Annotated in this window: 8 protein-coding genes; all 8 read right to left on the reverse strand. The window is 50.9% G+C overall.

The genetic code is table 11. From position 1 onward, the window contains the following. Nucleotides 1–30: 30 nt before the first annotated feature. Complete coding sequence (tssA, locus tag HA43_RS03650; RefSeq protein ID WP_128083775.1) at nucleotides 31–1,614, reverse strand: type VI secretion system protein TssA; 1,584 nt, start codon at nucleotides 1,612–1,614, stop codon at nucleotides 31–33. Beyond that, nucleotides 1,611–4,982 carry an ImcF-related family protein gene (locus tag HA43_RS03655; RefSeq protein ID WP_128083778.1) on the reverse strand — a complete coding sequence of 1,124 codons (3,372 nt, stop codon included), beginning with the start codon at nucleotides 4,980–4,982 and terminating at the stop codon, nucleotides 1,611–1,613. Before HA43_RS03655 ends, tssA begins: the two co-directional genes overlap by 4 nt. Nucleotides 4,983–4,995: 13 nt before the next feature. After that, nucleotides 4,996–6,135: a hypothetical protein gene (locus tag HA43_RS03660; protein WP_094110999.1), complete on the reverse strand. Its 1,140-nt coding sequence runs from the start codon at nucleotides 6,133–6,135 to the stop codon at nucleotides 4,996–4,998. Nucleotides 6,136–6,140: 5 nt separating this feature from the next. Next, complete coding sequence (locus tag HA43_RS03665) at nucleotides 6,141–6,395, reverse strand: PAAR domain-containing protein (protein WP_094111000.1); 255 nt, start codon at nucleotides 6,393–6,395, stop codon at nucleotides 6,141–6,143. Nucleotides 6,396–6,811: 416 nt separating this feature from the next. Next, nucleotides 6,812–7,909: a T6SS immunity protein Tli4 family protein gene (locus HA43_RS03670; protein ID WP_094111001.1), complete on the reverse strand. Its 1,098-nt coding sequence runs from the start codon at nucleotides 7,907–7,909 to the stop codon at nucleotides 6,812–6,814. Beyond that, nucleotides 7,906–9,510: an esterase/lipase family protein gene (locus tag HA43_RS03675; RefSeq protein ID WP_094111002.1), complete on the reverse strand. Its 1,605-nt coding sequence runs from the start codon at nucleotides 9,508–9,510 to the stop codon at nucleotides 7,906–7,908. The genes HA43_RS03670 and HA43_RS03675 overlap by 4 nt, the downstream gene beginning before the upstream one ends. Next, nucleotides 9,510–12,035: a type VI secretion system Vgr family protein gene (locus HA43_RS03680; RefSeq protein ID WP_094111003.1), complete on the reverse strand. Its 2,526-nt coding sequence runs from the start codon at nucleotides 12,033–12,035 to the stop codon at nucleotides 9,510–9,512. The genes HA43_RS03675 and HA43_RS03680 overlap by 1 nt, the downstream gene beginning before the upstream one ends. 116 nt (nucleotides 12,036–12,151) lie before the next feature. Beyond that, a complete protein-coding gene (locus tag HA43_RS18630; RefSeq protein WP_128083776.1) occupies nucleotides 12,152–12,388 on the reverse strand; it encodes a hypothetical protein in 237 nt (78 codons plus the stop codon). Nucleotides 12,389–12,393 lie beyond the last annotated feature (5 nt).

Consider the following 12,393-nt stretch of genomic DNA (forward strand, 5'->3'; position numbering starts at 1 on the left):
ATTTAAATTAAAGAAAGAGGTCAGACCGCATTAAGAAAAGAGTACTGACGCTCGCGCCGCATCGATAGTCACCAGCCCGGCCAGCAGCTGTTCCATGTCAGACTGCAGACGGGCTTTATCCGTTTCACTCCGGCTCGCGCGGGCACGCAGTAACTTCAGCCGGCGGGACTTGACTTCAAATAACAGCGCTGGCTCCCACTCCGCCAGCGTCATACTCTCTGCGCCAGCATCGAGCGCGCCCAGCAGCTGCAGTGCCAGTTCCTGCCGACCAGACTGCTCAGCAATCCGTGCCATCAGCAGGCGAAGGAGCCACTGCTGGCGCGGAGAGTGGATACCGGGTCGCTGCTGCAGCCAGGTCAGCGCAGCGGCAATGCCCTCTCTGTCTGCCAGCTCAGTCGCCTCGCTCTCCAGCAACAGCACCTCATCTTCCGGCACGCTCGCCGCAGCGGCGGGATCGGGTCCGAACGCACTCTCCGTTATCATGACCTGCTGCTGGATCCAGCTCAGCGTCACCTCATCCGCAAACGGCATGCCGTCGCTGAAGGCCAGCGTTTCCAGTCCGCGCAGGCGGGAGAGCAGCCCTTTCAGATCGTCCTGAACAATAGCCGCAAACTCCGCATGCCCCGATCGCAGCTGCGCCTGGTGCTGATACCACTGCAGGTCAAGCCAGAAATGGTTTGTTCCCCGACTGAACAGACTGTCCGCCTGCTCAGCCAGCTCGGCCCAGCTCTGCTGAAGCCAGAGGCGTTTAAGCAGCGCGCGCTGGTCAGATTTTGGTGGCGTCACACAACTGTTGCCGTTACCTGACAGCAGCGGCAGCTGACTGAGCGTGTCATAGCGGAGGGTTTTCATCAGCCGGTGTGCGGCCAGCGCGCCATTTGGCTGCTCGCGCAGATAAGCTGCCAGCGTTCGCGCCTGTTCCATCAGCTCCCGCCCGGAGCTGATGGCAGCCAGCGCTGGCGCAGCTGAGGCTGAAGACGCGTCTGGTTGCAGGCTGTCTGCTGCCGTCAGCGGCACTATCGCATCAGGACCACCGGCGTTAAGCAGCCGGGACTCCAGCGCGCTGTAAAGCCCTGCGGAATGGGTGCCGCCCTGCGCCCTGCAGATGTCATCAATAGCCAGCAGCGCCGCCACGGTGCGCTGCGCCGTGGCGGTCGTCACCTCCGGATAGAGCGTCAGCGTATCCAGCACGCGCGCGCTGGATATAAAATTCAGCGCCGCCTCGCGACTGCGCGTCCGCTGCGGATGCAGGTTGTCACCAAAGCGCTGCAGCAGGCCCGCCAGTAAGGCAAGTCCCTCAGCAAACCCCTCTTCGCCATCCTGCTGCAGGCGGGCCACGCAGTACCAGACCGCTACGCGGATATCTTTCGCTTCCGAAGTCAGTATCTGCTCCGCCAGCGAACAGATCAGTGCCATATCCGTGCCAGACAGGCGGTTCATCTCCTCCTGCATCCGCTGAAACGTATCGGTATAGGTCGGGTCTTCACCGGCAGGATGGCTGGTGCTTACAGGCTGCAACCAGTGCTCCCATAAGAGAATATGCTCAGCAGCCTGCGCGCGGAGCGGTTCCGCATCCATGCCGCAGGCGCTAATCAGAGATTGCAGAGGCATCACTCCTCCTCAATGAATTCAGCGTTACCAGGCGGGTTCTGGGTGCTGCTGGTGAGAAAAATATCGGACGGGAGCGTAAAGTTGCGCAGCTTCAGCAGCGCCAGCGGCCCCTCGCCGGCTTCGGTACGCAGGATGTAGTTTAACGGCCGCCCGTCGGGGGCATGCCAGGTCAGCTGCCAGCTGCTGCCCAGCCCTGGTCTGGCGCTGACGTGCGCCTTTTCCAGCAGGCGGATCAACCCCCAGCTGCCCGGCATCTCACCATACAGACGAGTGCCTGCTTTGGTGCTGATCCAGCTCAGCGATGCGCCTGGCGCGTCGGTGTCAGCAGGCCAGGTAAAGCGCCGCCAGACCGGCTGCTGATTCATATAGGTCAGCTTCTGGCTGTCGATTATCAGGTCAGTCTGCATCACGTCTGCTGCCGTTCCCGGACGCAGCTCAAAATGCAGGCCGGCATGACCGCTGGCAAATACCACGTCAGCAATCTGACTGAGCTGATTAAGCGCCTGCAGAAAAGCGGGATTAAATGTCAGTCCGCGGGCGTTAATGCGGTCCGGTACCCAGCGGGTCCCTTCGCGATGGAGTACGCCACTCAGACGAGCATGCAGAAAGCGGGTAAGGCGTCCGGTGTCCGCATTCAGATATTTCGCCAGCAGCGGCAGTGATACCTCGCTGCTGACATTTTTGAACGGGTAGCGGCCGCCGAATGCGCGGTTCCACTCATTCACTACGGCCTGCTGCCACTGTGCGTTGAAGCTGCCTGCAGCCGGCATCAGCACCTGCTGCCACGCCTGTTCTATCGGGCGCACAAACACCGTCTGCCCGAACCCGCTCCACTCCTGCCCCAGTCCGGCGGCGACCAGGCTGCCGTAGTCGCGTGTCTCCGTCAGGTCAACGCTCTTTCCCTGAAATACCGTCCGGGCCAGCGCCTGCGTCATCGCCTGCGGATCTGCCGCGCTGGTGACCTGCTGCAGGCGCAGGCGCACCTGCGTTACGCGCGTCAGGAAGGTGCGCAGGTTCATCGTGCTGCTGCTCTGATTATCGGTCAGCGCCAGCAGCGGGCCGAACGTGGCATCAAGCGGCCCCTGCGGGCCGCTGCGCTGATCAATCACCGGGCGCTTCTCCCGGTTAAAGAGGCTTTGTGCAGATTTCACCAGCGAGTCGCTCATCGCGCCGCCGCTCTGTGCGGTACGCCCCTGCACATTGAGCGTGTTCATTAACGCCACCAGCGGCGACTGCCTGACGTCCGCTATCAGCGTGAGCTGGTCAATCGCATCGGAGAGCGTCGGCGCGGGCTGCAGGCGCAGACTATTAAGGAAGTGCAGCCAGGCCGCACTGTAATCGGCAAAGTAGCGGCTGGCGAGCCTCGCTTCCAGCGCCTCAGGCGAAGCCGCCTCACCTGCAGGCGGCGGTGCATCACTCAGTACCCAGTCCATCTCTTCACGCCGCTCACGCGCCACTTTTTCAATGGCAGGTTTAACGCCCTCTTCCCACGCCTGACGGGTGAACATGCCGGGCACAATTTCATCAGTAATAAAGAGGCGAGCGGCATCCGTATCGCCGGTCATATCGGCCAGCCGCATATCGGCGTACTGGCGTTTTACTTTGGAGATCACCCGCTGATACTGCCGCGATTCACTGTTGGTTACCCCCATCTGACGCACCAGCAGGGTGCGTACCTGCCCGACCAGATCCGGGTCTGCTTTCAGCGCCCATTCGGGGTGAGTGATCAGATGCTCTGCATAGAAGGCCAGCAGCGTCTCCCCGGCTCCCTGCCAGTAAGCCTCATCCAGCCCCTGCCGCTGTGTCCGGTTCTGCATCAGCGTCTGGCTGAACCAGCTGGCGTCCATACGTTCAGGACGCGTCAGCATCAGATAGAGTCTGAGATGCACATAGGCCTGCTTTGACTGCGTTTCACGCAGCGGGCTGTCAGGCGGGAGTGCGGCATAAGTCTGCAATGCACCGGTGAGCCAGGCTGCGGCAGCGTCGCGCAGGAGGGGCTGAGCTGCCGTGCGATAGTGGGGCCATAAGGCGTAAAGCAATACCCTGTTCTGATTCAGCCCGAGACGGCTATACCAGGGTGCACCATGTTCGTCCCGATACTGCAGCTGTCCAATCATATTCTGCAGTGTGCCCAAAGCTGCCAGGCGCTGATCCAGAGATTGATTGCTGTCAGCAGCATGTTCTGTTACCCGAACCGCCCCCACGATGCTGCTGCGGTTACTGGCAAATGACACCAGCATTCCTGCTCCCCATAGCAGTACCAGCGCACAGGTAGCGGAGGTAAGAAAGCCGCGCCATGGCGCGCCATAACGCAAAGGGCGCAGATGCGCGGGAAGCGAGGAAAAAGAAGGCGGCAGCGCATCCCAGCGGTTGTCGCGTATCCAGTAGTTCGGTATATCGCTCTCAGCTTTTGCAGAAGGAGCACTAAATACCAGACCTGCCAGCGGAAGCGAGCGGCGCGGACTGAGGAGAGCAGACACTTGCGCAATGACAAATGCATGGTTTCGGCTAAGTCGATCGGCCAGGCTCAGAAGAAAGTGATGCTTCGGGCGACTTGCCACCTGCTGAATACCCTGCAGGATAAGCTGCCCGGTAAGTTCCGCCAGTGCCAGATGAATGGTGCTGGCTGCCGGCAACTGACAGCCAACAGCCTGTGTAATACGCCCTGGCTGATTGTCTGCCCCGGAATGCAGGGCCCAGATGAAAAGCGGCAGTCGCCAGCCCAGCGTTTTATACACTGACACCAGTGATTGCGCGGTAGCGTCCGGGTGTTTATCGGATAATTGAATCTCTGATAACAGAGCGTTGTTATCACGCATATCGTCAGCCGTGGAGGTCACCAGAATCAATGCATCTGCAGGTTTACCTCTTAGCTGGCAGATAGCCTGAAGCCACTCCTGCTGCAGGGCTGAAAACGGATCGCCTCCCCACAATAACAGTGTTCCGCTGTTTTCCTGCCACAATTGCGACGAGAGGCCAGGCGCAAGGTTTTCCACGTTTCTGATGTTTCCGGCGATAATCAGAATAGTGAGTCTTTTTTTCCAGAAGCGGCCATAGCGATGGCGAAGAACATGCCGAATATGCTGAAGGGTATCACTATGCTCTGGAACGGTTTTTTTTTGCTTCTGCAACAAATTTTCGTTATTCACTATCTGCTGAGGTGAATACTTCTGCTGTACTTTTTTAGAATTTTTCCTTTGTAGAAAATCAGATAAATATACTATAAGCGCCAGGAAAGAAACGCATATTATCCAGATAGCCCAGATATACTTGCTATTTGCCTCCGAAGTTTCAATGTTGTTTTTATAATAGTAGATAAACAATGCACTCAAACATGCAAAGGCTATAACGACTATTGCATATCCAGGCATGATAAAACGGCGATTAACTGGCTGCTCCTCTGCCATCATAGAATAACCTCCCTGTAACCAGACACAGTGAATACGTTCCCTCTTTACTCCCTGAGATCAATAACTGCATCTCTCCCGTCTGGATGGCAGCATCAGTAAGTAATGAAATCGCAACCGGAAAAGCCAGCGGGCCTGAGGGGCCAAATGAATGATTGATACTTAAAAATGGGTGGTAAGGAGGTATTTTCCACTGGTGCTTATCAGCGTACTTCACGAGTTCAATCATATCTTTCTCTTCAACCGCTGATAACCACACATACCTGATGTCGCAGGATTTAAGCTTGTTATACTCTGTCAGTACATCAAGTGATTTCATCAGGTTATCTGAATGCAGAATCCTTCCTACACCTGCTTTTGGATACGGCGAATAGTTATCAACGTTTTCTGCGTCACAAATAAGCTTTGCGTTAATAAATTCACTGTATTGACCTTCAGCCGCGCCAGGCCAATCCTGTAAAGTGACCAGTAACGTCATTCCTTTAATAGCGCAGGATTCCGACCCGGAAAAGTATTTGTCGGCACTACTCTGAATAACTGGCATCATATCCCATTGGCTGAATATGGCCTGCGTAACAATAGATGCATCATGGCTATCGGTCTGAAGCACGATGATCTCATAAAGGTTATTCCTGTATCCCGGTAGCTGCTGCTCCAGATTTATATCCAGGAAGCTGAGTTTTGAGTACAGATCTGGCAAATTATGGTGCAGACGCCGGCATTTAAGAGGGTATGCAGGAATATCAATAACATGACCTGTTAGCATCTTTACTCCATCCTCCTCCGGGCACAGGGTTATGCTTGCAATAATCGGCCTTTGCCACATAGCCCAGTGCTGCCAGCGAAGTTTATTTTTTTGCGTCTCAATATCCCATAAAATTACAGCATGAGATGAGTGCTCATATCGCAACCATACTATTCCCAAAAAAAACAGCCCTACAACCACTGCAGGTAGCAATCCATTGAAGAATATATCTCTGTAATTAACAGCATTCAGTAGAAAAATAGCAATTAGCGCCCCAGATGAAGAAAGGATCAAAAGAATGCTGCCCCATAATTTACCTGAGGGTAACTTTAGCATCTCTTTTTTTTTAAAATCCGGAATAGGCCAGTTCATCTTATCTATGCTACCCCCTCATTGCGGAAACTAATAACGTTGCAACCGCATTCACAGACGCAGCCATGAACAACTACCTGAATGCCGTTATCGAATATCTTCGGGCTACCTTGCTGAATACGGTTAGTCCCATGCAGTGGGCATGATACCGTATCGCCTACTAACGCAACACGCACGCCATTTATATACATCATCGAGGAAGCTGATATGACGCTACCACCATGCGTTGTAGCATCGCCCAGACAAGTCAAAGCTGGCATATATTAATCCTTTGATTTTATATAATATTTATACTTAAAAAGAAAACCTAAAATATTTTGCTCTTGATTATGAAGAGTAGCAAGACATATACCTCCCGGGTGCAATTCACGATATTTAATTTATAAATTGCTCAGCAGATTAGATGGTTTGGTATACTGATACTCAGCACTGACCAGGGTTAAATATCTTCTGCTTTTTGCAAAGAAATTTTCTACTGCACTGACTATTAAAAATGTCATTTTGACTGTTAATGTGCAAAAAACAGTGCAAATGTATATTGCAGAATTATTATCAGAGTTATATTTGGAGCATGACATAAAAAATCAATGATGGTAATTTATATATTGATTTATTTATGAGGTTGGTTTTATGTTTTTAAGCGTATAAATCATATATTACTACTCAGTTAGAAACCTTATTTTCTAATTGCATTGGGACGAACACGGATAGTATCAGTGATCTGCTGCCAGAGGGTAACCGCCTCAGCCTGTGTAAGCCGGCCTTCACCCTCCGTTCCTTCTTGCAGAAAATTAACAGACAGCACAGGGTGCAGAGGGGAGGCCGTTTTCTCATTGATACGAAGCAGGAAACGCAGCGCTTTCTGACCGCGGGTATTGCTGAGCATCCCTTCAGCCAGCCACTGCTCAGCATATAATCCACTAATATGGCGTCGCCCGCTGTGAATAGTAAAACCCTGGGCCTGTTTAATGTATGGCTCCATTATGGAGCGTCTTTCTAACAGAGAATCATCAGAAGCAGTATAATTATCACTGTCAAAATAAAACTTCATGTGGGGGTACTCTGAAGAGAGATAATGAACATTAACATCTTCATTTACTGGCTTTATGCCATCTTTAATGAACAATTCAGGCAGGCAAAACCCGGGAGCCACAGGTATTTCACTCTCCTGCCTGGCAGAGATCCGCTTCAGTAAATCTGTCAATTCAGCAATTTTTTGTGGAACATTATTTCCATATATTTCCGGGAAATCTTTGCGATCTTCATCATAGCGCTGCGATACTCCGTTTCTGGCTTCCATTGTTGTTTCTATTGCCATACCATTTGTATACATATGTGCCTCAATAATTCGCGCAGAATCGTAAACCTGAGTACTCTCATTTCGCTCAAATATTACTCCTTCCATACCGTCTGGCAGAGAATAAACACCCTTAAGATAAGGCATATCTGCAGGCCTTAATGTTTTCTCAGCGCGTAACTCAGCCTCTCTTAAGCGGATTTTTTGTTCAAACGCCGGGCGGTAGATACGTTTGTACTCTATCGGTGATTTCTCAATAAACGCCATAACACTATTCTGGGTTGCAGTGAATGTTTCCGGCAGGTCAATCAGATAACGACCGATGCAGCGGGTGGTCATTTTCTGCGTAAAATGCTTCACGTTTTTATGCTCCTCTTCGGTCAGCTTTATTTCCGGCTGCAGCCAGCTAAAGCCATACCAGCCGGCAAAAATACCAGCCAGCAATATTATCGCTGCAATTGCTTTTTTTATACTCATTCATACCCCAGCGCGGTCTGCCGTATCTGCTGCACAATTTTTACCAGCGCCCGCAGGGTAAACTGCTGTGCAAGTCGGTGTTTGAACGCTGCCTCATGAGAAACTGAAACCTGAAAACTCGCCTGTAAATGATGCTCAGCAATCCTTCCCGAACGTACCGGAACCGTGCCATCCCCTGACTCTTCAGCTGGCAAAATCTGGTAAGTCTGGTGAATACCCTTTGCCCAGCCGCTACCTGAAAGGGGAGAAGAAACGCTTCGCTTATCAAACATCTCGGTTTTATCTACCGCGCGTCCTGCAAGGCTGTCACGCTGGCGGTTACGGTTCAGCCATGCGTCAGCGCGACGTGTGTTAGCCCGCCAGCAAACATCGCCATAAGAACGATACGTTATTTCGGCGCTGTAGAATGCCCAGCTATGAGGATGATATTTCCCTGAAATTCCCTCAATAAAAGGCTGAACTTTTTCATTTAAGAGAATTGAAAAAATTTGCCAGTCTCTGTCGCGGTCTGCTGCAGTATGACTTTTACCCGGGTTAATAAAATGATCCTCGCATAGCCCCCACCACTTATCCCGCTGCAGATAGATTTCTTTGTAAGGATCGGTTTCCGGAAAAGCATAGGTAGTTTGATCATCGATAATCTTCAGCCAGCGCTGCCCGTAAGCTTTGCCTGGCAATAGCTGCAGGGGGCCAGGAGATTGTGAGAGCACCACAGTCATAAATTTGGCGTTTGCTCCTAAAGCATGTGCAGCCATTGCGCCGGTAAAATTATCGGTGCCGTTTTCATTTCCGGCTTTCATTCTGCGATAAGTGGCGGCAGCTCCCGCAGCTGGCATCACGCCATGTATTACGCCCAGTACTTTGTCCGCTCCACCACAGCATTGTGTATAGTGCCGGGCGACGAGCCCCCCCATTGAATGGGTAATAAGGATTACTTTCTCGCACAATCGGCCTTTCTGACGATAAAACCGGATTTGTTCATCAATGTAATCACCCAGGGCCATCGCAGACTCACTATTCGATTGCAGCCAGTTGTATCCCATGGCAAATACCGGAAAGAGGTAACGGTAGGTCAGGTCTACTTCTTCCCGGGTCAGTGAAACATCACCTGATTCTGTTTTCAGAATGGATTGCAGCAGATTTGTACGTTCGCCAGAGGGGCCATTATCAAAGTCGTTAAGTGCGTTTTGCAGCCAGTCAAGAAATGCGGCATAGCTGGTATATGCGACACTTCCCCAGCCGCGTTGCCGGCGATTTTTCAACAAATAAGGTTCTGTCTTCTCAATAATTTCGCCACCATCATCTACCTTTGTCCTGTCTGGATGCAGTTTTCTTTTCCTGGTTTCTGCATTCGCATTTTTCCAGTCCCAGAAAAATCGGATCTCATCGTCCAGTCGCCATATTTCTTCTCCGTTTTTATTTTTTAAGTTACTGCCCATAACGCCCGGGATAAATATAATTGGTATAATACGCTCAGGATAAAGTACACATTGCTGAACGATGTTTTCTCCTTTCGGAGTGCTGAAAAGCTGATAACAGGGGTTGCCATTGTCATCAAACGTTGGCTGAATTTTTAATGTCTTTTTTTTCTCAGATATCATTAACGTTCCTTGTTTAATGTTATGTTAACTCTGGCAATATCAGGAAAATCCTGCGGCGTCAGTTTTCCTGCGCTGTCAGAGTCTGAAGTGGTTTTTCCAAGGTCGCTACTGATCTCTCCTGGGCAGCTTTTTACCGCCTCCTCGCTGCCTGCCCGAATTATCTGGGAGTTAAGTTCATAATTACCCTGTTGCCAGGTATTAAACATTTCGCCGGCACTCTGACCACCAAATTTTTGCCACACAGCCGCACGCTGAATAATTTTATCCGGAGCACCGCTCTCTACCTCACCATTTCCTATACGCAAATAAGCCCCGCCGCTGCCCACCAGCAAAATATCCTGTTTAGCGCGAATGGTGACGTTACCTTCACTGCTGCTAATGAGCACATCCTTTAGCGCATCCAGCGTCATTCCATCAGACTGAGCCTGAATCTCCACTTTTCCTTTCGCGGCAAAAAATTTAATTCCCAGCTTCTGAGCGAACAGGCTGATTGCTTCGCCTGCTGCTACTGTGAAATTTTTTAAAATGCTGAAATCAGTGTTTTTACCGCTGGTGGCGATCAGGTTTTCGCCAGCGGTCAACTGCAGGCTTTTTGCTGTAGCCTGCGCAATGCCACCGGGCGCTGAGAGTAATAGCGCGGCTTGTTTTAGTTCGGTAAGTGCATCGCTTAACAGCGACTTTTGGGTTTGTAAATCTGCCAGCTCAGCTGTCGCTATCTCCGCTGCGCTGCGTAAGGACGCGGTTAATTGCTGTGCCTTGCTCAGTTCATTCACGGCATCTTGCATCGCCAGCATTTTTCCCTGCGCCTGAGGCTGCGCATCCGCGCTGATAAACACCCCTTTGCCACCGCGGATACTCACCCACTTATCCGTCCGCAGTTCAGCCCCTTCACCACGAAGAACCCTGCTCGCGTCAACGTTATGCCCCAGATTCAGCTGCGTCTTCCCGCCATACTCCGTGCTGAGCTTGATGTGCTCCTCACCGCGCTTATCCTCCATGCGCAGCTTGTTAAAGCCTGCCGTACGGATGACGTTGCGCGTGCTGTTCTCTTCAGTGACGTGATCGACATGCCTTGAATCGTGTAACGCATGCGCGATATAAGGCTGGTCCGGATCGCCTTCGCGGAACGCTATCGCTACCTCGGTGCCCTGTATAAGCGGGAAGTGGAAGCCGTACATATCGCCGCCGTACGGTTTCGCCAGGCGCACCGGCATGCTCTCCAGACCGCGCTCCCGGCTCTCCTCGTCGGCGTCAAATACCACGCGGTATAATCCCGCTGCATCCTGCCAGGCGTAGATATCGTTATCTTTCGCGCTGGTCACGCGCGCCGTCATGGTGCCGCTGACTTTTGGACGTTCAGGTAAATCGGGACGCCAGCAGAGGGTTTCACTATAGGGAACGGCGCTAAGCGTTACGCGCATTGCTGACTTTCTGCTGGCAACAAACCCCAGTCTGACCATAACAAGTGGATTGAGAAGCTGTTCCGGCAAAGAAGGGGGAATATTATTATCGGTTACAGTAATAACCTGCCCTGCAGCAAGGCCAGGATCGCTGCTTGTACCCACGATAACAGACTGAGCAGCCAGAAACCGTTCGTGATCGAGTTGCGCATAGAAGTTGGCGGTTTCTGCGGAGGGAAACATTTTATCGCCTGCCTGAAGATGTCGGGCGCGATAATGATAAGCCTTCCCGTAATTTATTTTGTCGCCATCCCCCCGCATCATATCTGCTTCTTCAGAACGCAAAATATACTGAGCTGTGCGATGATTATAATCTTTCGTCGTCACGCTTTTTTGTACAATATGATGCTGCTGGTTTAAGCCCCAGACTGAGTCGATGCCTCCATCCTCCATGCCTGAGGGTGTGGTGAACAGTAATACTTTTCCCGCTTCAAATGCTGCCTGACTATCGCCAAAATGAATAACCTCAGTACATACTTCTTCCTGCAACCGGAAATAGTAGAAAATCCCGACCTCAGCTAATATCCGCTGGATAAAAGCAAGGTCGCTTTCCTGATACTGATTAATTTGTTCACGCCTCGGATAATCCCGCTTCAGGCTGAATTGATATTGCCAGCTCTCCAGTCCATGCTCTGCTAATATCTGAGAAACGACTTCAGTAACGGATTTATTAACAAAAAAACGATGAGTGCGAAAATTTTTATCAAGTAATGCAATGAAGGGTTTTATCTCCACTTCATACAAAACCTGATCGACGGAGCTTTGCAGGCGTCGAAAACCTGTGACAATGCCATGCACAGTTTTTCGCGTTTTCAAAGGCAGCATTTTATCCCGCGCACCTGGCATGTCGTACATATACAGCCAGATATGTTTACGTAGCACTTTCTGAGAAGGAATATTTGATTTGTCACTGGTAAACCTGATTGTATAGCGATAGATTTCACTCAACCCCTCCTGAGCATCAAATTCTTCGACATCCATTTGAAAGAGGCAGTCAGGAATTTCCAGATGAAATCGATTGAGTGAAAGCGGAGAAGATTTAATGAGATTATTATAAGGGACCATTTATCCTCCATGATAAGATCAATTCCCACCGGGGGTGCCTGTGTGCTTTCATAGCCAGTGGAAAAACGCAGGTCAGCTAAAGTGTTTAAATAATTAAATTCCCGCATAAGAAAAACTTAATAGTGAATATCAAATTCATTATGCATTTTTTCAAAGCTAAATTTAATCAAACTATAACCTACATATACCAGCAAGAAAAAAATAGCAATTATGACATAGCGATAATCGCTAGTTGAAAAGAAAACATACCAGATTGACATAACCAAACCTGTCGCCATGAGCATTGAGCCTATTGCCCTGACAGCGAGTGATGCCAAAGTTAAGCCTATGCGTTTTATCAAAGAATTTTTCATGACTC

The organism is Pantoea eucrina (assembly GCF_002095385.1).
In the GTDB taxonomy this organism is placed as follows: Bacteria; Pseudomonadota; Gammaproteobacteria; order Enterobacterales; family Enterobacteriaceae; genus Pantoea; species Pantoea eucrina.

What these genes read in the sequence shown, in the direction of transcription:
- HA43_RS03665 (WP_094111000.1), bottom strand. Translation starts at nt 6,395, where the DNA reads ATGCCAGCTTTGACTTGTCTGGGCGATGCTACAACGCATGGTGGTAGC.
- HA43_RS18630 (WP_128083776.1), bottom strand. Translation starts at nt 12,388, where the DNA reads ATGAAAAATTCTTTGATAAAACGCATAGGCTTAACTTTGGCATCACTC.
- HA43_RS03655 (WP_128083778.1), bottom strand. Translation starts at nt 4,982, where the DNA reads ATGCCTGGATATGCAATAGTCGTTATAGCCTTTGCATGTTTGAGTGCA.
- HA43_RS03680 (WP_094111003.1), bottom strand. Translation starts at nt 12,035, where the DNA reads ATGGTCCCTTATAATAATCTCATTAAATCTTCTCCGCTTTCACTCAAT.
- HA43_RS03670 (WP_094111001.1), bottom strand. Translation starts at nt 7,909, where the DNA reads ATGAGTATAAAAAAAGCAATTGCAGCGATAATATTGCTGGCTGGTATT.
- HA43_RS03660 (WP_094110999.1), bottom strand. Translation starts at nt 6,135, where the DNA reads ATGAACTGGCCTATTCCGGATTTTAAAAAAAAAGAGATGCTAAAGTTA.
- HA43_RS03675 (WP_094111002.1), bottom strand. Translation starts at nt 9,510, where the DNA reads ATGATATCTGAGAAAAAAAAGACATTAAAAATTCAGCCAACGTTTGAT.